Origin of the sequence: Streptomyces sp. NPDC001549 (assembly GCF_042894025.1) — a bacterium.
Classification (GTDB): domain Bacteria; phylum Actinomycetota; class Actinomycetes; order Streptomycetales; family Streptomycetaceae; genus Streptomyces; species Streptomyces kutzneri.
In genome coordinates this window covers 14,377-36,734 of sequence record NZ_JBIAVJ010000034.1, presented here as the reverse complement: position 1 = coordinate 36,734, position 22,358 = coordinate 14,377, and the positions used below count along the sequence as shown (strand labels likewise).

General features: G+C 71.0%; 10 protein-coding genes. All 10 read left to right on the top strand.

Annotation, left to right across the window (positions count from 1 at the left end):
* Positions 1–512 precede the first annotated feature (512 nt).
* A complete protein-coding gene (locus ACFY04_RS37920; protein ID WP_389124428.1) occupies positions 513–1,883 on the top strand; it encodes a salicylate synthase in 1,371 nt (456 codons plus the stop codon).
* Between the two features lie 95 nt (positions 1,884–1,978).
* Positions 1,979–3,154: a 3-deoxy-7-phosphoheptulonate synthase gene (locus tag ACFY04_RS37915; RefSeq protein WP_389124576.1), complete on the top strand. Its 1,176-nt coding sequence runs from the start codon at positions 1,979–1,981 to the stop codon at positions 3,152–3,154.
* 492 nt (positions 3,155–3,646) lie between these two features.
* Positions 3,647–4,165, top strand: coding sequence for a flavin reductase family protein (locus tag ACFY04_RS37910; protein WP_389124426.1), 519 nt, complete (start codon positions 3,647–3,649; stop codon positions 4,163–4,165).
* Positions 4,166–4,394: 229 nt separating this feature from the next.
* Positions 4,395–6,011: an NAD(P)/FAD-dependent oxidoreductase gene (locus tag ACFY04_RS37905; protein ID WP_389124425.1), complete on the top strand. Its 1,617-nt coding sequence runs from the start codon at positions 4,395–4,397 to the stop codon at positions 6,009–6,011.
* 170 nt (positions 6,012–6,181) lie between these two features.
* On the top strand, positions 6,182–13,804 hold the full coding sequence (locus tag ACFY04_RS37900) for an amino acid adenylation domain-containing protein (protein WP_389124424.1): 7,623 nt from the start codon (positions 6,182–6,184) through the stop codon (positions 13,802–13,804).
* Positions 13,801–17,949 carry an amino acid adenylation domain-containing protein gene (locus ACFY04_RS37895; RefSeq protein ID WP_389124421.1) on the top strand — a complete coding sequence of 1,383 codons (4,149 nt, stop codon included), beginning with the start codon at positions 13,801–13,803 and terminating at the stop codon, positions 17,947–17,949. The genes ACFY04_RS37900 and ACFY04_RS37895 overlap by 4 nt, the downstream gene beginning before the upstream one ends.
* Entirely contained in the window at positions 17,946–19,076 is a 1,131-nt protein-coding gene (locus tag ACFY04_RS37890; RefSeq protein WP_389124419.1) for a saccharopine dehydrogenase NADP-binding domain-containing protein, read from the top strand. Before ACFY04_RS37895 ends, ACFY04_RS37890 begins: the two co-directional genes overlap by 4 nt.
* Entirely contained in the window at positions 19,073–19,873 is an 801-nt protein-coding gene (locus ACFY04_RS37885; protein WP_389124417.1) for a thioesterase II family protein, read from the top strand. The genes ACFY04_RS37890 and ACFY04_RS37885 overlap by 4 nt, the downstream gene beginning before the upstream one ends.
* A gap of 12 nt (positions 19,874–19,885) precedes the next feature.
* On the top strand, positions 19,886–21,541 hold the full coding sequence (locus ACFY04_RS37880; RefSeq protein WP_389124414.1) for a (2,3-dihydroxybenzoyl)adenylate synthase: 1,656 nt from the start codon (positions 19,886–19,888) through the stop codon (positions 21,539–21,541).
* On the top strand, positions 21,538–22,311 hold the full coding sequence (locus ACFY04_RS37875; protein WP_389124411.1) for an SDR family NAD(P)-dependent oxidoreductase: 774 nt from the start codon (positions 21,538–21,540) through the stop codon (positions 22,309–22,311). Before ACFY04_RS37880 ends, ACFY04_RS37875 begins: the two co-directional genes overlap by 4 nt.
* Positions 22,312–22,358 lie beyond the last annotated feature (47 nt).

Genomic DNA, 22,358 nt, shown 5'->3' with positions numbered 1-22,358 from the left:
TCCGGTTCCACCGGACCGGGAGCCGAGATCCGCGGGCCCGGACGTGAACACCGACACGGGAGAACTGGCCCCAGTCGGCGAGACGGTGTGTATTCTCGGCCTGACCGCGCTGTTTCGTTCCGCGCGCTGATGTACGCGGTGGCCCGTCCCCCACCGCGGCCCGCGCCGAGCAGGCGCGGATGGTTTCGTGACCCGTGCCACCGCTGTCCCTTACCCGGGCCACCGGTGCGCACGCCCTGTCAACCGAGCGGTTCACCCGACCTCCGGGCAGCCTTCGCGCTCCCCTGCTCCGGGCCGGGCGTCCCGCCCGGACCGCTCGCCGTCCACGGCCGTGGCGCTAGCCGGAAGCGGTCACCGGCCACGGGCACCCTGAGGAAGCGCCGGCCCCGGGACCGGCCGCACTCGCGGCTGCTCGGAATCCGGTGCCTCCCGCCCGCGGTTCCGCCAGTCGGCCCGCGGTGAACTCCCGCTTCGCATTTGGCTTCTGACTGTCGAGGAAAAGGACCTTCGCGATGAACCAGTTCCCCAGGCACTACTTCGAGACGCGGCTGAGGCTGGTCTCGGACCCCATGACCGCCGTCGCCCGCCTGGCCTCGTCCGGCCTGCACGCGGACTACGTGGTGTACGAGAACAGCGGTACGTGGTCCTACGCGGGCGGCTCCTTCGCCGAGATCACCCTGGACCGCACCGGCGCACGGCTGTGCCAGCAGGAAGAAGTGATGCTGCCGTGGGACGGCTGTCCACTGAAACAGGTGCAGGACCTTCTCGACGCCGTACGGATCAAGGACTGGCGCGCCTACGGCTGGGCGGCGTTCGAGCTGTCGTACGCCAAGGACGGAGACGCGCGGCACATCGGTGACCAGCGCCTTCTTCACCTCGTCATACCCCACACCGAAATCAGGATCGAGGAGGGCGAGGCTCATCTGCGCTCCGCGGACCAGGCCACGCTGACGGCCGCGCTGGAAGCCCTGATGAAGGAGAACGACGAGCTGCGGTCCGAACCGAACCCGGTGGACGTGCGACAGGCCGGAGCGGACGCCTACCGCCGGTCGGTGGGTGCCGCGGTCGAGGCGATACAGGACCGGCGCCTCCAGAAGGTGATCTTCTCCCGGGTGGTGCCGGTCGACTTCGAGGTCGACTTCGTCGGGACGTACCTGGCGGGCCGGCGTGGCAACAGCCCCGCACGTTCCTTCCTCCTCCGCCTCGGCGGCATCGAGGCGACCGGCTTCAGCCCGGAGATCGTCGCCCAGGTCGGTTCCGACGGACGCGTGGTCAGCCAACCCCTTGCGGGGACCCGGGCGTTGACCGGCGACCCGGCCGAGAACGAGCGCCTGCGCGAGGAGCTCCTCACCGACCCCAAGGAGATATACGAGCACGCGATCTCCGTGAAGGTCGCGTACGACGAACTGCTCGACGTGTGCGCCCCCGGCAGCGTCGACGTGGAGGAGTTCATGGTCGTGAAGGAGCGCGGCACCGTGCAGCACCTGGCCTCCCGGGTGAGCGGGCAGCTCGACACCGACCGTGGCGCATGGGACGCCTTCAGCGCGGTCTTTCCCGCCGTCACCGCATCGGGGGTGCCCAAGGAGGCCGCGTACGACAGCATCCGCCGCCACGAGTCCGACGTGCGGGGGCTCTACAGCGGAGCCGTCCTGACCTTGGACCAGAACGGGGCCATGGACGCCGCCCTGGTGCTGCGCAGCGTCTACCGGCAGGACGGACGCACGTGGCTGCGCGCGGGTGCGGGCATCGTGGGGAGCTCCCGTCCCGAGCGGGAACTGGAGGAGACCTGCGAGAAGATGGGCAGCATCGGGCGCTTCCTGGTACCGGCCGCCGAGCCCGTGGGTGTCGCCTCCGCGGCGATGGCGGGAGAGGCGCACGCATGACGGCGACGTCCTCCCGTCCGAGGAAGAGGCATGCCCCGGACAGTGGCGCCCTGCTGCTCGGCGGGGACGAGGGCGCCGCCCTTTCCCCGGACGACATGCGACGCCGGCGCGCGCTGCCCGCCGAACAGCAGCCCGACTGGACCGGAAGCCCCCGCCTCGCCTCGGTGCGTGACACCCTCGCGACCAGGCCGGCGCTGGTCACCAGGGACGAAGTGGACACGTTGCGCGCCCTGTTGGCCGAGGTCGCACACGGCCGCTATCTGGTGATGCAGGCCGGCGACTGCGCGGAAGACCCGGCGGAGTGCGCCGCCGGACCGGTCTTGCGCAAGGCGGACCTGCTCGACGAGCTCGCCGAGGCGATGCGCGCCCGCTCCCGCGCGCCCGTCCTGCGCGTCGGCCGAATCGCAGGCCAGTTCGCCAAGCCCCGCTCCCGGCCCATGGAACACGCAGACGGGCGACTGCCCGTCTACCGCGGCCACCTGGTCAACGCTCCCGAGCCCGACGTGCTCGCCCGCCGCCCGGAGCCGTTGCGCATGGTGGCGTGCTACGACGCCGCGGCCATGGCCATGGCCGCCCTGCGGCTCCGCGGCGGCGGGGTCGCAGGGGCGCCGGAGGCACGTACCTGGACCAGCCACGAGGCACTCGTCCTGGACTACGAACTCCCCCTGGTGCGCCGCGGCATCGACGGCGGGCTGCTGCTCACCTCGACGCACTGGCCGTGGATCGGCGAGCGCACCCGGCAGCCCGACGGAGCGCACGTGCGGCTGCTGGCGTCCGTGGACAACCCCGTCTCCTGCAAGGTCGGCCCGTCCTGCTCCGCGGACGACCTGGTGCGCCTGTGCGCCGTGCTGGACCCGGACCGGATACCCGGCAGGCTGACGCTGATCGCGCGGATGGGCGCCGGGGCCGTGGCCGAACGGCTGCCGGGACTGGTGTCCGCCGTACGGGCCGCGGGACACCCGGTCAGCTGGTTGTCGGACCCGATGCACGGGAACACCGTGACCGGACCGGGAGGGCTGAAGACCCGCCGCGTCGACGAGATCGTAAGAGAGGTCGTCCGCTTCCAGGACGCCGTCGTCGCGGCGAAGGGAGTCGCGGGAGGACTGCATCTGGAGGCGACGCCGCATCCCGTGGCCGAGTGTGTGCCGGAGGCGTCCGGGCTGGAGGAGCTGGGGCGCCCGGACGGGACGTACACGACGCTGTGCGACCCACGACTCAATCGCCGGCAGGCACTCGACGTGGTCTCCGCGTGGCGCGGACGGCGAGGCTGACGCGTCGCGGCACACAGGGGGAGGGGGCTCCACCGTCCGAGGCCCTCGCCGCGAGGGCCTCGGCTCCCTTCCCGGCCGGCACACCGGGTGCTGACTTCCGACAAGCCAGGCGCATGTGAATTCCTCACCCGCCCGTGTGTTCTTCACGGCGCTTTCTGCCTCTCTCACCAATTGACTCCGAGTGGTCATCGAATTGATGACAGCCCTGAGGTCGCGTGGCTATGTTCGGTGCGAGCCATCCTGTGGCGGGACGGCCACAGGGCGGCAGCATCAATCTCACCGAGTGCATGTCGTCGAATTCTCCCTTCCGATCCTGGAAACGGCGAGAGAAGCCGGCCGAGAAGGATCGGGCGGCTGGTCGGCCTGCGCGAAGACCACAGGACAAGGGGGCGGCTTCAGCCGGGGAATTCCACCTCGCAGGACCAGATGGTGCGCACATCCCGTCGAGGAAGGCGTCGGACGCCCTCCCTGCCCCGAGAGGCCATGTGGCCGATGCAGCCGGACGCTCAGCAGCCGAACCAGCCCAGACCCGTCGACACGGCGATGCTCCGCCGTGTCTGCGGCCACTTCGTGACCGGCGTCACGGTGATCACCAGTGGAAGCGGTACCCAGGCGGCCGGGACCACGGTCAACTCCTTCACGTCGGTCTCCCTCGATCCGCCGCTGGTGCTGATCTGCCTGCACAACGACTCCCGACTGCGCCCGGTCGTCGAGGGGACCGGCGCGTACGTGGTCAACTTCCTCTCGGCGCAACAGGAAGTGCTCGCACGGAAGTTCGCCGCCAAGGCGACGGCGTCGCTGCGGGACGTGGCGCACCGCCCCTCCGCGACGGGGACACCCGTCCTCGACGACGCGCTGGGATTCCTCTCCTGTCGCGTGGTCAGCGCGACCGAGGTCGGAGACCACACCATCTTCGTCAGTGAGGTGGTGGACATGGGAATGCCGACGCGGTTTGAGCAACCGCTGGTCTTCTTCCGCGGAGCGTTGCGCGCTCTCCAGGAAGCGCGCTGATGCCTGTCGTGACGACCCTCCGCCGACCCGCCCACGGATGAAGGGCCACTGACGGACGCATCAACGCCTCGGCATCCGACCGGCGTTCGCCGTCGGTCCGCACGAACCCCGCAAACGTCCACCTGCCGCACAGCCGTGCCCGGCTCCCGGTGCCGCGGGACGCGATCGGGCGGGAACTCCGAAGCCCCCTACCAGGACACCGGCCACGTACTGCTCCGAAAGGCGAACTGTGAACACGACGGACAACGGACAGCGGGACGCGATGCGCTATGACGTCGCCATCCTCGGTGCGGGCATGGCGGGTGGGACGCTTGCCGCGGTGCTGGCGCGACACGGTGTCAAGGTGCTGGTCATCGACGCGGGCACGCACCCGCGCTTCGCGGTGGGCGAATCGACCATCCCGTACACCTCGACCATGATCAAGGTCATCGCGGACCGCTACCAGGTGCCCGAGATCGGTTCGCTCGCCAGCTTCCGCGGCATCCAGACGAAGATCTCCCCCCTGAGCGGCCGCAAGCAGAACTTCGGGTTCGTGTACCACCAGGAGGGCAAGCCCCAGGACCCCGAGCAGATCAACCAGTTGAAGATCCCCAGCTGGCACAGCACCGAGAGCCACCTCTTCCGTCAGGACACGGACGCCTACCTGTTCAACGTCGCCGTCTCCTACGGCGCCGACGCGAGCCTGGGCACCCGCATCCAGGACATCGAGACCGGACCCGACGGAGTCGTGCTGCGATCGGACCGAGGGGAGGAGTTCCACGCCGAGTACCTGGTGGACGGCAGCGGATTCCGCTCGCCGGTGGCCGACAAGTTCGGCCTGCGCGAGGAGCCCACGCGGGCGCGGCACCACTCGCGCAGTCTGTTCACCCACATGGTGGGCGTGAAGCCGTTCGACGACTGCGAGGGAGCGAAGAGGCACGACCAGCCCAGCCCGTGGCACGCCGGCACCCTGCACCACGTCTTCGACGGCGGCTGGCTGTGGGTGATCCCCTTCGACAACCACGAGGGCGCCGTCGGCACGCTGTGCAGCGTCGGGCTGACGGTGGACGAGAGGGTCTTCCCGAAGGACGACCGCTCCCCGCAGGAGGAGTTCGACGCGTTCCTGGCGCGGTACCCGCAGATCGCGGAACAGTTCGACGGTGCCCGGGCGGTGCGCCCGTGGGTCAGCACCGGACGGCTGCAGTACTCCGCGACGCGGACGGTCGGTGAGCGGTACTGCCTGACCGCGCACGCGGCGGGGTTCATCGACGCGCTCTACTCGCGAGGCCTGAACAACACCTTCGAGGTCGTCAACGCCCTGGCGTGGCGGCTCATCGAGGCGTCCCGCGACGGCGACTGGTCGACCGGGCGGTTCGCCTACATCGACGCGCTTCAGCAGGGCCTGTTCGACATCCACGACGACCTGGTCTACAGCTCCTTCGTCGGATTCCGCGACTACGCCCTGTGGAACGCGGTCTGCCAGGTATGGAAGTCGATCAGCTTCCTGCCGTCGCTGGCCCTGGAGCGTGCCCACCGACTGCTCCTGGAGACCAAGGACGACGGGCCCCTGAGGGATCTGGAGAAGTCGGATCCGCCGGGGCTGCCCGCGCCCGTCGGCCGGGGCCTCGTCCGCCTGCTCACCTTCACGAGGGAGCTCTGCCGGCGCGTCGAGGACGGTGAGGTGACGCCCGCGGACGCCGCCGAGCAGATCCTCGCCCGGGTACGGGACACGGAAGCCATCCCGACGCCCCTCGATCTGAGCAACCCCGACAACCGCTTCTTCGACGCCACACCCGACGTCATGGAGCAGGTCGTGGCGTGGGGCAGGGCGGAGGCGCCCGAGCACATCAGGCGCCTCTTCCGGTAGGACCGGTCCGCCGGACCGGCCCCGCTCCGGGTCCGTCCGGCGGCCTGCAATGTTTTCGTGGCAGTTATTGGTACCCGACTTCTCACATACTGGAGAACGCCATGGCAGACCCGAGTCCTTCCGGTTTCGGCGGCGCTGGCCAGCGTATTCCGGCAAGCAAGAGCGAGTTGATGTCGCTCGTTGCCGCCCTGCTGGAGGAGAACCCCGAAGACCTCGATGAGCATGAGAATCTGATCGAGTACGGAATCGATTCGATCGGCGTCATGCGCGTTGTCAGTCTGTGGAACCGCGAAGGGCTCGACATAACCGTCGGCGAACTGTTCGCCCATGCCACGATCGCGGAGTGGTGGGACCTCCTGAGCGAGTGCACCGCCACCGGTACCACACACGGCAGAGCGGTGGATGTCGACCTCGACGCACCGTTCGAGCTGAGCCCGGTCCAGCACGCCTACTGGGTGGGGCGCACCGACGGCCAGGTGCTCGGCGGCGTGGGCTGCCACATCTATCTCGAGGTCGACGGGGCCGGCGTGGACGCGGACGGTCTGGAGCGGGCGGTGTCCGCGCTGACGGAACGCCATCCGATGCTGAGGGCACGCTTCCTTGACGACGGTACCCAGCAGATCATGCCGAAGGCGGCATGGACCGGGCTGCCCCGGCACGACCTGCGTGACCTCGACGAGGCCGCGACGGAGCGCGAGCTGACGCGGATCCGCGCCCAACTGTCGCACCGCAGGCTGGCCGTGGAGCAGGGCGAGGTGTTCGACGTCCGGCTGTCACTGCTGCCCGGCGGCCGGACGCGCCTGCACATCGAGCTGGATCTGCTGGTCGCCGACGTCCTCAGCTTCAACGTCTTCCTCGACGACCTCGCCACCTGCTACACCGGCGGCGCCGCGGCACTGAAGCCCCTGACCTACAGCTTCCCGCAGTACCGCGCGGACCTGGGGCGCTCCCGCAGCGCGGCGTACGTCCGCGACCGCGAGTACTGGCTGTCGCGCCTGGCCGACCTGCCCTCCGCGCCGCGGCTGCCGCTCGCCCAGGACCCGGCACTGATCGAGCGGCCGGTCTTCCGGCGCCTGGAGCACCGGCTGGAACCCGAGGGCTTCGAGCGCCTGGTGCAGCTGTCCCGGCGCAACCAGGTCACCCCTGCCATGGTGCTGGCCACGGCCTACGCCGAGATCCTCGGACGGTGGAGCGGTCAGTCGCGGCTGCTGCTGAACCTGCCGCTGTTCGACCGGGTCGCCCTGCACGACGACGTCGCCGGCATGATCGCCGACTTCACCAATCTGGTGCTGCTCGACGTCGATCTGACCGGTGATTCCTTCCTCGACCGCGTCCGCGCGGTGCAGCAGCGGTTCCAGACCGACATTTCCCACAGCGCCTACTCCGCTGTCGAGGTTCTCCGCGACATCTCACGCCACACGGACCTGGAGGCACAGACCGCCCCGGTCGTGTTCGCCAGCAACGCCGGCGGCGGAGAGCTGCTCAGCGGGCGCTTCCGCCGATCCTTCGGTGAACTCGGGTACTCGATCACGCAGACTCCGCAGGTGTGGCTCGACCACCAGCTCATGGACATGGAGAGCGGTGTCTACCTGAACTGGGACTTTGTGGACGGGTTGTTCCCCGAGGGCGTGGTGGAGGGGATGTTCGAGGCGTATTGCGGGGTGTTGGAGTGGCTGGTCGAGGGTGACTGGTCCGTTGCGGCTCCGGTGGGTCTGCCGGCGGGGCAGCGGGCGGTGCGTGCCCGGGTGGGGGAGACGGGTGCGCCGGAGAGCGGTCGTCTGCTGCATGAGGGGTTCTTCGAGCGGGCTGGTGTGGAGCCTGGTCGGGCTGCTCTGGTGTGGGGTGAGGACGGTGAGCTGTCGTACGGGGAGCTTGCCGGCCGGGCGTTGCGGGTGGCTGGTGGCTTGGTCGCCGGTGGGGTGTTGCCGGGTGATGCGGTCGCGGTGACGGTGGGGAAGGGTCCGGAGCAGGTTGCCGCGATCTTGGGTGTGCTGGCGGCCGGTGGTGTGTATGTGCCGGTGGGCGTGGATCAGCCCGCGGTGCGTCGCGCGTTGATGCTAGAGGCTGCGGGTGTTCGTCACGCGGTGGTGGACGGGGCGGTGGGGGAGTGGCCGTCGGGTGTGAGGGTGTGGGAGTACGGGGAGTTGGTGGGGTCTGCCGGTCTGTCGGTGCCGGTGGCTCGCCAGGTATCGGATTCGGCGTATGTGATCTTCACGTCGGGGTCGACGGGCCGGCCCAAGGGTGTGGAGGTGTCGCACCGGGCGGCGGTGAACACGGTCGAGGACATCAACGAGCGTTTCGGTGTGGGTGCTGAGGACCGGGTTCTGGCGGTGTCGGCGGCTGATTTCGATCTGTCGGTGTACGACATGTTCGGGTTGCTGGCGGTGGGCGGTGCGTTGGTGCTGATCGAGGAGGGTGATCGGCGTGAGGCGCAGCGGTGGGTGGAGTTGTGCCGTCGTCATGGGGTGACGGTGTGGAACAGCGTGCCGGCGTTGTTCGACATGTACGTGTCGGTGGCGGAGGCGCGGGGGCTGGACGACCGGTTGCGGTTGGTACTGGTTTCGGGTGACTGGGTCGGTCTGGATCTGCCGGGTCGTTTCCGGGCGCGATGTCCCGAGGGCCGGTTCGTCGCGATGGGTGGTGCGACGGAGGCGGCGATCTGGTCGAACGCGCTTGAGGTCGAGCGGGTGCCGCCGGAGTGGCGTTCGATTCCGTACGGGTTCGCGCTGCGCAATCAGCGGTACCGGGTGGTGGACCAGGTGGGTCGGGACTGCCCGGACTGGGTGCCCGGTGAGTTGTGGATCGGTGGGGTGGGCGTCGCCGACGGGTATCGCGGTGATGCGGCGAAGACGGCGGAGAAGTTCCTGGTCCGGGACGGTGAGCGGTGGTACCGGACGGGTGACCTGGGGCGGTTCTGGTCGGATGGCACGCTGGAGTTCCTGGGGCGGGCCGATCATCAGGTGAAGGTCCGGGGTTTCCGGATCGAGCTGGGTGAGATCGAATCGGTGCTGGAGGCTCATCCGCACATCGGCCGTGCCGTCGTCGCCGCTGTCGGTACGGGAACGCAGCAGAGGATCGTCGCCGCCGTCGTCACCCACCCCGAGGGCGAGGCGGTGGACGTCGGGGCGGTGCGCGACTGGACCGGTGACAGGTTGCCCGGTCACATGGTGCCGGAGCGGCTCGTCGTCACCGCGGACCTGCCGTTGACGGCGAACGGCAAGGTGGACCGCGCGAGGGTCGTTGCCGAACTCGCCGGACCGGCCGAGCAGGGAGCCGCCGCGGCCGCCGCGGAACCTCCCCGTGGACCGATGGAGGAAGCGGTCGCCCGGCTCTGGACCGAGCTGCTGTCCCTGGAACAGGTGCACCGTACGGACAACTTCTTCCACTGCGGCGGTGACAGCCTCATCGGCACCCGGATGATCGCCGGCCTGATGTCCGAGGGCATCGCCGGCGCGGAACTGCGACTGCTGTTCGCCCACCCCGTGCTCGCCGACTTCGCCGCACTGCTCCGGTCCGGGGAATCCGGCGCGGCCGTCGTGCGGTTCGAGGCCGACGAGGCGGCCAGGCACGAGCCCTTCCCGGCCACCGACGTCCAGCGCGCTTACTGGTTCGGCCGCCGCCCGGAGTTCACCCTGGGCGGCGTCGGCTGCCACTTCTACACCGAGTTCGACGGCACCGACGTCGACCTCGACAGGCTGGAGCGCGCCTGGAACACCCTCATCGAACGGCACGAGATCCTCCGAGCCGTCTTCGACGACCAGGGCATGCAGCGGATCCAGCCGTCCGTGCCCAGGTTCACCATCACCGTCCAGGACGCGGCGACCGATGGTGACCAGGAGCTCGACCAGCTGCGCAGCACCATGTCGCACCGCGTCTTCGACCCCACCGCCTGGCCCCTGTTCGACGTGCGCGCGGTGCGGTACGGGCAGCGGACGCGCATCGGTGTGGGTCTGGACAACCTGATCCTCGACGCGCTGAGCGTGCTGATCCTCATGACGGAGCTGGAACAGCTGTACCAGGACCCGGAAACGACGCTGCGCCCGGTCGGGGTGTCGTTCCGCGACTACCAGCTGAACGCGCAATTCCCCGAGGCCGAGATCGACGCGGCCCGGGAGTACTGGCTGTCCCGCCTGGACGACCTGCCGCCCGCCCCGCAGCTGCCGCTGGCCACCGACCCGATGCACATCGAGCGGCCCCGGTTCGCGCGCAACGACAAGTGGCTGGACGCCGAAGAGTGGGCACGCATCACCGAGCGGGCCCGTCAGTACGGGCTGACCCCGTCAGCGCTGCTGTTGACCTGCTACGCGGAGGTCCTCGGTGCCTGGAGCACCCGCCCCGACATGACGTTCGTGCTGACCACCTTCCAGCGCCGTGAGGTCCACCCCGACATCAACAACATCCTCGGCGACTTCACCTCGCTGCTGCTGGTCTCCTACCGGCCCGAGCCCGGCTCCGGACTGCTGGACAGGGCCCGCGCTCTGCAGGAGCAGATGTGGCAGGACCTCGACCACCAGGCCGTGCCGGCCACCTGGGTGCTACGGGAGATGGCTCGTCGGGCCGGTACGGCGGAGGTGAGCATGCCGCTGGTCTTCACCAGCGCGCTGGGCATCGTCGAGGGGCTGGCCGACCCGGGTCCCGACAAGCACGCGGAGGTCTGCTGGGGCATCTCCCAGACTCCGCAGGTGTGGCTCGACCACCAGGTCCGTGAACACCCCGACGGTGTCTATCTGAACTGGGATTTCGTGGAGGGGCTGTTCCCCGAGGCTGTGGTGGAGGGGATGTTCGAGGCGTATTGCGGGCTGCTGGAGTGGCTGGCCGAGGGTGACTGGTCGCAGGCCGCTCCGGTGAGGCTGCCGGCCGGACAGCTCTCCGTGCGTGCGCGGGTGAGTGAGACCGGTGCCCCGGAGAGTGGCCGTTTGCTGCACCAGGGGTTCTTCCAGCGTGCGTCCACGGAACCCGGCCGGGCTGCTCTGCTGTGGGGTGAGGACGGCGAACTGTCCTACGGCGAGCTCGCCGAACGGGCGCTGCGGATCGCAGGCGGGCTGACGGCGCACGGTGTCGAGCCCGGCGACGCGGTCGCGGTGACGGTACCGAAGGGACCGGGCCAGGTCGCCGCGATCCTGGGTGTGCTGGCCTCGGGCGGCGTGTACGTGCCGGTCGGCGTGGACCAGCCGGCGGCCCGCCGGTCGCTGATACTCGAGGCCGCCGACGCGCGGTTCGCGGTCGTCGACGAGGCCGGCGGCTCCTGGCCGTCCGGCGTGCAGGTCCTGGAACTGGGAGAGCTGAGCTCCACGCCGGACGCCCTGTCGGCGCCGGTGGCCCGCCAGGTGTCCGACACGGCGTATGTGATCTTCACGTCGGGGTCGACGGGCCGGCCCAAGGGCGTGGAGGTCTCGCACCGGGCGGCGGTCAACACCGTCGAGGACGTCAATGAGCGCTTCTGCGTCGGAGCCGACGACCGGGTACTGGCCGTGTCCGCCGCCGACTTCGACCTGTCGGTCTACGACATGTTCGGACTTCTGGCCGTCGGCGGCGCGCTGGTGCTCATCGAGGAAGGCGACCGGCGGGAAGCCCAGCGCTGGGTCGAGCTGTGCCGTCGCCATGAGGTGACGGTCTGGAACAGCGTCCCGGCCCTGTTCGACATGTACGTCTCCGTCGCCGAGGCACGCGCACTCGACGACCGGCTGAGGCTGGTCCTGGTCTCCGGCGACTGGGTCGGGCTCGACCTGCCCGGCCGCTTCAAGGAACGCTGTCCCGACGGCCGGTTCATCGCCATGGGCGGTGCCACGGAAGCAGCGATCTGGTCCAACGCGATCGAGGTCGATCGCGTCCCCGAGGACTGGCGATCGATCCCCTACGGATTCGCCCTGCGGAACCAGCGCTACCGCGTCGTGGACCAGGCCGGCCGCGACTGCCCCGACTGGGTCCCCGGCGAGCTGTGGATCGGCGGTGCGGGCGTCGCCGAGGGATACCGCGGCGATCCGGCCAAGACCGGGGAGAAGTTCGTCCAGCGGGACGGAGAACGCTGGTACCGCACCGGCGACCTCGGCCGGTTCTGGGCCGACGGCACCCTGGAGTTCCTCGGCCGAGCCGACCACCAGGTCAAGGTCCGGGGCTTCCGGATCGAGCTGGGTGAGATCGAGTCGGTGCTGGAGGCCCACCCGCACATCGGCCGCGCCGTCGTCATGACCACCGGCACCGGCAACCAGCAGAAACTCGTCGCCGCCGTCGTCCCCGACGCCACCGGGGCAACCGCCACGCCCGGTGTCCTGACCGCCGCGACACCCACGGTGGAGATCACCACGGGAACCGCCGCCGATTCCGCGGAAGTGGAGGCGGCCCTGATCGAGTCCTGGATGGCGGGCGTGATCAGCGCGGGAATCACCGACAGCCCGGCGTCCCTCGGCGAGGTGGCTCGCACTCTCGGCACCGCCGACGACATGCGGGGCGCACTGCGGCTCTGGCTGGACTGGCTCGTCACGCGAGAGGTACTGGCCGGCGAGCGTGACGCGTACGCAGCCGGTGAGCGCTGGCAGACCGCCCTCGATCCGCGGACGTGGCAGGCCGACCTGGAACGGGCCACCGGCGCGGTGCGCACCATCGCCGACCGCCTCGCCGACATGACCGGGACGCTCACCGGCATCCTGCGCGGCGAACGCGATCCGCTGGTCCTGGTCGAGGACCCGGTGATGTCACCGGAGGCGACGGTCACCCACCGGCCTGACACCGAGAGCGCGCTGCGCGGTGCGGCGGATGCCATCGGCGCCCTCGCGGCCGAACTCGGCTGCCCCGTACGGGTCGCCGAACTGGGCGCCCGCTCGGGCGCCGCCGCCCGGCGACTGCTGGAGACGGTCGCACCCGGAGACATCGAGCTCACCCTGTTCGACGCGGCACCGCGGCTGCTGGAGTCGGCCGAGGAACGTCTCGCGGACCTTCCGCACCACACGGCCTTCCGCGTGGTGCGCGACGGCGTCCTGCCGTCCGAGGCGCGGCACGCCTTCGACCTCGTACTGGCGAACAACTCGCTGCACCGGTACGCCGACCCGGTCGCGGGCGCGGCCGAGGCACGCCAGCTGCTCGTCCCCGGCGGCATCCTGATCGGCCTGGAACACGCGGAACTGGCGCCCATCGGTCTGCTGACCGCCGGTCTCATCGAGCACGGGTTCTCGCCCAGCCCGGAACGCGTTCGCGCCGGAGGACGGGCGGGCTCCGCCGGGCCGCTGCTCGACAAGTCGGGTTGGGCGGACGTCCTCCACGAGGGCGGGCTCCGCGATGTCACCATCACCGAGCGGGACGACACCTCGCTCATGCTGCTGGTGGCGCGCACCGCCGCGGACCTGCCGGTCGTCAGGGAACCCGAGCTTCTGGCGCTCGCCCGGGAGCAACTGCCGGCGCACATGGTGCCCGAACGGCTGTTGATGCTCCCGGCACTGCCGCTCAGCGCCAACGGCAAGATCGACCGCAACCGCATCGGGGCGCTGTTCGCCGAACAGCCCGACCGGGGCGACGGAGGTGAGGCGCCGCGGACCCCGATGGAGGAGACGGTGGCGCAGGTGTGGTCGGAGCTGTTGCACGTGCCCGAGATCGGCAGGGCGCACAACTTCTTCGCCCTCGGCGGTGACAGCCTCACCGCCACGGGCTTCGCCGAGGCCATTCGTGCCCGGTTCGGCGTGGAACTGGTGCTCCGGCAGATGTTCCAGGAGCCGACCGTGGCAGCGGTCGCCGCGTCGATCGACGCGAGCCTGGAGACGGTCGGAGCGGCCGACGGTTCGATGGAGGACGGTGTCCTGTGAGTGCTGAAGATCTGATCGCCGAATTGTCCGCCGCCGGGGTGCAACTGTGGGAGGACGCCGGCCAGTTACGCTACCGGGCGCCGAAGGGTGCCCTGACGCCCGACCGCATCGAGCGGATGCGTGCCGTGAAGGAGGAACTGCTCGAACAGCTGCGCGGCGACCGGCTGCCCACCGTCGTCCCGGACCCCGGGAACCGCTACGAGCCGTTCCCGCTGACCGACGTGCAGGCGGCGTACCTGGTCGGTCGCCAGCAGGGATACGCGTACGGCGGTGTCGCCTGCCACCTCTACATGGAGGTCGAGCACCCCTCCCTGGACCCCGCCCGGGTGGAGCGGGGATGGAACAGCCTGATCGAGCACCACGACATGCTGCGGCTGGTGGTCCACCAGGAGGGCTACCAGCAGGTGCTGCCCACGGTGCCGTACTACCGGATCCCCGTCGCCGACCTCCGCGGCGAGAGCGTCGACGCAGTCGAGGCGCGGCTGTGCGAGGAGCGCCGCGAACTCGGCCACAAGATCCATCCGACCGGTGAATGGCCGCTGTTCGAGGTGCGCGTCACCCAGACGCCCGACCGGGCGATCCTGCACCTGTCGCTGGACTTCCTGATGGCGGACTGGACGAGCATCCAGCGCCTCCTGGGCCAGCTGGACCGGCTGCAGGCGGACCCGCAGTACGCGTTGCCGCCGTGCGACATCACGTACCGGGACTATGTGCTCGCCGAGCGGGCGCTGCTCGAATCCCCGCGCTACCAGCGGGACCGCGACTACTGGCTGGAGCGCATCGACGACCTCCCGCCCGCACCGGAACTGCCCACCAAGACCGGGCTCGACGCCGCGCCGACCTTCCACCGGCACGTCGGCAGCCTGGACGCCGCGGACTGGGCCGCGTTCAGGGAGTGCGCCGGTGCCGCAGGGCTGACCGCGTCGGGCGCCGTCATGGCCGGGTTCGCGGACGTCGTCGGACGGTTCAGCAGACGTCCCGAGTGCACCCTGAACCTGACCCTGCACAACCGTCTGCCGCTGCACCCCCAGGTGGACGCGCTCTTCGGCGACTTCACCGCCGTCACCCTGCTGGCCGTCCAGCCCGGGGAAGGCGAGTCGTTCGCGGCACGCGCACGGCGTCTCGGGCAGCAGCTGTTCGACGACATGGACCACCGGCTCTACTCGGGCATCCAGACCATCCGTGAGCTGGTCCGGCGGCGCAGCCGGGACGAGGCCGTCATGCCGGTCGTGTTCACCAGCGCGATCGGCGGTTCCGAGCACGAACAGCAGGCCGCCGGTGACGTCGGCTTCAGCATCACCCAGACGCCCCAGGTCTGGATCGACTGCCAGGTCATGGAGCGCAACGGCGCGCTGCTGCTGAACTGGAACGTCCGCGACGACGTCTTCCCGGCCGGCCTGGTGGAGGCGATGTTCGAAGCCTTCACGGGGCTGCTGGAGCGCCTGGCCACCGGGCCGGCGGCCTGGGCCGACACCGAGCCCGTCCCGCTGCCCGCGGCACAGGCCGCACGGCGAGCCGAAGTGAACGCGACGGCCGGCGAGCTGCCCTCGGTCCTGCTGCACGAGCCGGTGTTCGCTGCCGCGCGGCGGCACCCGGACAGGACGGCCGTCATCGACGCCGAGGGCGCGCACACCTACCGCGCGCTCTGCGGACGCGCGACCGCCGTCGAGGCGGCGTTGCGCACGGCGGGCGCCGCGCCGGGCGACATCGTGGCCGTCGCCCTGGACAAGGGACTCGACCAGATCGCGGCGGTGCTCGGCATCCTCGCGGCCGGCGGTGTGTACCTGCCGATCGACATGGGGCAGCCGACCGCGCGGCGCGATGTCATCCTCCGGGACTCCGAGGCACGGTTCCTCGTCGGTGCCCGCGCCGACGACACCTTGCCGGAACAGGTGCGGGGCATCGCGCTCGACACGTTGCCCGCCGACGCCGGCCTCCCGGACACCACCGAGCGCCGGGCCGGGCCCGGCGACGTGGCCTACGTCATCTACACGTCGGGTTCGACGGGCATGCCCAAGGGCGTGGTGATCACCCACCAGGCCGCGGCGAACACGGTCGCGGACATGAACGAGCGCTTCGGGATCGCGCCCGCCGACCGTGTGCTCGGGCTGGCGAACCTGAGCTTCGACCTGTCGGTGTACGACATCTTCGGACCGCTCGGCATCGGTGGTGTACTGGTGCTGCCCGCACCGGACCGCCGCGGCGATCCCGGGCACTGGGCCGAGCTGGTCGAACGCCACGAAGTGACCGTGTGGAACTCGGTTCCCGCGCAACTGCAGATGCTCGGGCACTACCTGGACTCGCACCCCGGTCCCGGCACCGGCACCGGCACGCTGCGCCTGGCCCTGCTGTCCGGCGACTGGATCCCGGTGAACCTCCCCGACGAGATCCGGGCCCGGATCCCGGGCCTGCGCCTGATCTCACTGGGCGGCGCCACCGAGGCGTCGATCTGGTCGATCCACTACCCGATCGGTGACGTCGACCCCGACGCGCCGAGCATCCCGTACGGCTACCCGCTGCGCAATCAGACGTTCCACGTCCTCGACCAGGGGCTCAGGGACTGCCCCGACTGGGTGGCGGGCGAGCTCTACATCGGCGGGGACGGGCTGGCCCTGGGCTATCTCAACGACCCGGGGCGCACCGCCGAACGCTTCCTCACCCACCCGGCGACCGGCCGCAGGCTGTACCGGACCGGTGACCTCGGCCGCTATCTGCCCACCGGCGCGATCGAGTTCCTCGGCCGCGAGGACCATCAGGTCAAGATCCGGGGACACCGGGTGGAGCTCGCTGAAGTGGAAGCGGCCCTGCTCGGCCATCCGGCGGTGCGTGCCGCGGTGGTCCTCGTGGACGGCGACGAGGCGCTGCGGCGCCGACTCGTCGCGTTCGTCGAGTACGGCACCACGGCCCCGGCCACCGGTGAACCGCGGATCGAGGAGCATCTCCGCGAGCTGCTGCCGGAGTACATGTGCCCGGCGGTGATCCGCACACTGCCCGGCCTTCCGGTCACGGAGAACGGCAAGATCGACCGGCGTGCGCTGACCGCCGAGCTGGCCGAGATCCCCGGCAGCGCTCCGGCGGCCGGAGGTGAAGCGCCCCGCGAAGGGCTGGAGACCGTCCTCGCCGAGCTGTGGGCCGAGATCCTCCAGGTCGAGCGTGTGGGGCGCGACGACGACTTCTTCGTGCTCGGCGGCAACTCGCTGCTGTCGACGCAGCTCGTCGCGCAGCTGCGGGCGCGCGTGCCGCAGGCGGCGGGCATGTTCTTCGACACCCTGGTGCGCCAGCTGTTGCCCACGCCGACCGTGGCCGCGATGGCCGAGTTCCTCGAATCCCAGGTCGAGGCACCGCCGGAGACGGGCGCCGACAGGACCGTCTCCCCGCTGCGGCGGATGGGCACCGGCGAGACCGAGCCCGCCGTGCTGCTGGTGCACGACGGCACCGGCGAGCTCGACCGGTACGGCGAGCTGTCCGGCCTGCTCGATCCCGGGCGCAAGGTCTACGGGCTGTCCGCGGGCCACTCCGACGGCTATGCGCGGACCTCTGACGAGGTGCTGATCCGGCGCCGGGCCACCGGATACGCGCGGCTGGTGCGCGCGGAGAACCCCACCGCCGTCACGGTGGTCGGAGCCGGTGCCGCGGCCGTCCTCGCGCTGGAGGTCGCCCGGACCCTGCGCGACCTGGGGACCGAGGTCGACGAGGTGGTACTGGTCGACGGCTACCGGGTCGACGAGCAGGTGACGGACGAGCTGTGGCTCGAAAGCCTGCTCGCGGCCGAACTCGGGCTCGGACCGGAGGAGTTCGGTCACACACCGGGCGAACCGGTGCCGGACGACCACCCGCTGCGGTCGCGCCGGCCGTCCGAGCGGCTGGCGGCGCTGGGCCTCGCCGCCGGGCTGCGTACACGGACCCCCATCGGCACGCGGCTCGACCTGTTCCGCAAGACGGTGCGGGCGCTGCGCGGGCACGATCCGCAGCCGTATCCGGGACCGGTGCGTCTGATCGACACCGGCGCCGTGCCGCATCCGCTGGGCAAGGCACTGGCCGCGGAGCTGACCGATGCCGGCTGCGTCGGCCTCCGGACGGTCCAGCAGCAGCCGCGGTCGGCGATGGCGGCCCTGGCCGCCCTGCTGGAAGGGCGGGACCGGTGAGCCGGACGCCGAGGATCGGACTGCTCGGCGGAGCCGGCGCCGTCGGCCGGGAGGTCGCAGCGAGACTCCGGGCACGCGGCGCCGGTGAGGTGCTCATCGGAGGCCGCGATGTGGCGGCGGCCGAGGCCGTGGTCGCCGGAGTGCTGCGGGGTGAGGGACACGCCGTCGAGGCCGATGCCCACGACCCGGTGTCGCTGCGTGACTTCTGCGCCGCTTCCGATGTGGTGGTCAACTGCGCCGGCCCGTCCCGGCTGCTCATGGACCGCGTCGCGGTGGCGGCGATCAGGGCCGGTGCGCGGTACGTCGACGTCGGTGGTGACGACCCCGTGTACGAGCGGATGACCCGCTCGTCCGCGGTGGACAGCGGTAGCGTGCTGCTCTCCGCGGGAATGATCCCCGGTCTGACCGGGCTGCTCCCGCGCTACCTCGCGGGTCACGGGTTCACGCAGGTGGACCGCCTCACCGTGTACCACGCGGTGCGGGACCGGATCGGCCGGGCCGGCGCCTACGACTTCGTCGCGGGCATCGCCGCGGGCGGTGACGAGTCGTTCGCGGCCTGGCGCTCCGGGGCACCGCGCTCGGGGGCGGTACGGCGCGCGGCCGACCGCGCCCTGCCCGGATTCACCGACCCGGTGACGGTCCACCCCTACCTGTCGCCGGAGGCACGCCGGACCGCGCTGCGGCTCGGCCTTCGCGACGGCGACTGGTACAGCGTGCTGTTCGACGGGCAGACGTCGGCCGTGCTCGGCGGGCTGCCCGGACTCACCGAGGACGGCCTCGCAGCGGCGGCGGAACGGCTCTGCCGCGCGGCGGAGTTCGACCTGCTGGGCCGTACCCCGCAGGTCGTCCTGCTCTGCCAGCTCGACGGGCGCGGAGACGGCGGGGCGATGACCCGCTCGCTGGTGCTGCGGGCCGGCGGAGCCGCGGAACTCGTCGCCGCCGCGGCGGCGGTGGCCGTGGACGAAGTGGTACGCGGCCACGTCCCGGCGGGCGTGCACTTCGCCGCCGACGTGCTGGACGCGTCGCGCGCCGGCGAGGCCCTGGCCGGAGATCCGGGCGTCGCCCAACTGAGCGTCCACGACATGCCGCTCGAACAACTGGTTCCACAGGACGAAGGAGCGATATGAACGGCACGGATCTGACGACACGGCAGGGCGCGGCGGTCCGCTACGACGACTGCTACCGCGTCTACCGTCCGCGACCGACGGCGCGGCTGCGGCTGGTGTGCTTCCCGCACGCCGGCGGCGGCGCAAGCTTCTACCAGCGGTGGGTGCGGCACTTCCCGGACTGGGTCGAACTCGTCATCGCCCGGTACCCGGACCGGGAGGACCGCCTCGGCGAGGCTCTGCCGGACACCCTCGAACTGCTGGCGGACCAGTTCGCCACGGCGCTGGCACCGGCCGTCGACCGTCCCACGGCCGTCTTCGGGCACAGTATGGGCGCCGCGGTCGCCTACGAGGTCACCCGGCGGCTGGAGCGGCGCGGCAAGAACCCCACCCGGCTGATCCTGTCCGCCCATCCCGCCCCCCATCGGCAACGTCCCAACACGGTGCACCGGATGGACGACGAGGGACTGATCGCCGACGTGGTCGGCCTGAACGCGGCCTCGGCCGCCCGCTTCGAGGACCCGGCGATCCGCCAGCTGGTGCTGCCCGCCATCCGGGCCGACTACCGGCTCATCGAGACGTACCGCCCGGCCTCGCCCGGCCTGGTCCGCACCCCCATCGCGGCGGTGATCAACCTCGAAGACCGCGAGGTGGACGCGGACGAGGCCCGTGGCTGGAGGGACTGCACGACGGGGGACTTCGAGCTGCGGCAGATGCCCGGCGGTCACTTCCACCTGGTCGAGCAGGACCTCGAGTTCGTGCGGTGGCTGGTGACGGCGCTGCGCGTCGACCCGCCCAGCTGGCCCTCCACCCCCTGAAGAGGATCGACGATGAACGCACTGGTGAGTGACGCGCCGCGGCAGCGGGAGTTCACGCCGTGGCCCGAGGAGCTGGCCGCGAGGTACCGCGCCGAGGGGCTGTGGAGCGGCATCTCGCTCGGCCGCATGCTGCGTGACTCCGCGGCCCTCCACGGCGCCCGTACGGCGCTGGTCGACGGCCCGGACAGCTGGACCTACGCCGAGCTGGACACCGAGGCCGACCGGCTCGCGGCGGGCCTGTACACGGAGGGGGTGGCCGCCCCGGGCGAACGCGTGCTCGTCCAACTCCCCAACACCGCCGCGTTCGTGCTCGTCTGCTTCGCCCTGTTCAGGATCGGCGCGGTGCCGGTCCTGGCCCAGCCGGCACACCGCGAGCACGAGATCACGCAGCTGTGCCGGCAGAGCGAGGCCGTGGCGATGGTCATCGCGGACCAGCGGTCGGGGTTCGACTACCGGGTGATGGCCGAGCGGGTCCGGGCGGAGTGCCCGACGCTGCGCACGATCGTCGTGGACGGCGATCCGGGGCGCCATCGCGCGCTGTCCGGGCTGTTCGCCGATCCGGTGCCCCTGCCGGAACCCGATCCGGGGTCCCCCGCGGTGCTGCAGCTGTCGGGCGGTACGACCGCGGTCCCGAAGCTGATCCCGCGTACCCACGACGACTACCTGTACAACGCGCGCGCGAGCGTCATGGCCTGCCCGCTCGACGAGACCGACGTCTATCTGTGCGCACTGCCCGCCGCGCACAACTTCCCGCTCTGCGCACCGGGTGTCCTGGGCGCGCTGGACAGCGGGGCGACCGTGGTCCTGGCTCCGGGCCCGAGCGACGGCGATGTCTTTCCCCTCATCGAGCGGTACGGGGTGACCGTCACCGCGGTGGTCCCGCCGATCGCGCTGCTGTGGCTCGACGCCGCCAAGGACACCCGGTACGACCTGTCCAGCCTCCGGGTCCTCCAGGTCGGCGGCGCCCGGCTCGGACCGTCCGGCGCCGCGAGGGTCCGGCCGGTCCTGGGCTGCGGGCTCCAGCAGGTGTTCGGCATGGCGGAGGGCCTGATCTGCTACACGCGGCTGGACGACCCGGACGAGCTCGTGGAGACGACGCAGGGCGTCCCGATGTCGGCGGCCGACGAGATCGCGGTGGTGGACGACGAGGACCGCCCCGTACCGGACGGCGAGCCGGGACACCTGCTCACCCGGGGGCCGTACACGATCCGCGGCTACTTCCGCGCGGACGAGCACAACGCGCGTGCCTTCACCGCCGAAGGCTTCTACCGTACGGGCGACATCGTGCGCCGTCTGCCGTCCGGCCACCTCGTCGTGGTCGACCGGGCCAAGGACCTCGTCAACCGCGGCGGCGACAAGGTCGCGGCCGACGAGATCGAGGAGCTTCTGGCGACCCACCCGGGGGTGCATGACGTGGCCGTCGTCGCGGAGCCCGACGACGGGCTGGGCGAACGGATCTGCGCCTTCGTCGTCGCGTACGAGGACGGGCTGAAGGGCCGCGTATTCAAACGGCACCTCCGCGACCGCGGTCTGGCGGCCTACAAGATCCCGGACCGGTTCGCATTCATCGACGCCATGCCGCTCACCTCCGTCGGAAAGATCGACAAGAAGGAGCTGCGGAAGCGTGCCGCGGAGCTGGCGGCCAAGGAAGGACGCACATCATCATGACGTACGAGGATCCGTCGGGGCTGTTCTCGGTCCGAGGGAAGTCCGCGCTGGTCACCGGGGCGGCGAAGGGCGTCGGCGCGCTGATCGCCCAGGCCCTGGTCGAGGCGGGCGCGACGGTCTACCTGACCTCCCGTGACATGGCGGCCGCCGAGAAGACGGCCGCCCGGCTCTCGCTGTTGGGCGACTGCGTTCCGCTCGCCGGCGCTCTCGCGACGGAGGACGACTGCCGCGCGCTCGCGGACCGGCTCGGCGAACACGTCGACCGGCTGCACCTGCTGGTGAACAACGCGGCCGTCCTGCACACGGCGCCGCTGGACGACTTCGACGACGCGGCCTGGGACTCGGCGCTCCAGGTGAACCTGAAGGCCGTGTTCCATCTCGTCAGGTTCCTCCGGCCGCTGCTGGAGTCGGCCGCGGTCGCGGGCGACCCTGCCCGCGTCGTCAACATCGGCTCCGTCGACGGGCTGCACGTGCCGTCGGCCGAGATCTACTCCTACGCGGCGAGCAAGGCCGCCATGCACCACATGACGGGGCACCTGGCCGGCCGGCTCGCTCCGCGCATCGCGGTCAACGCCATCGCGCTCGGTCCCTTCGAGTCGGACATGCTGCAGGAATCGCTGGCCACCGAGATCGGCCTGAGCTCACCCATGCGCAGGCCCGGCGGGCTGGACGATCTCGCGGGCATCATCCAGTTCCTGGGTTCCCGGGGCTCGGCGTACCTGACCGGCACGGTGATCCCCTTCGACGGCGGCCTCTCGCTCACCCGGTAGGCGGGGGAACGAGGCACCGAAAAACGAAACGGGTTAATCAGCCTGTT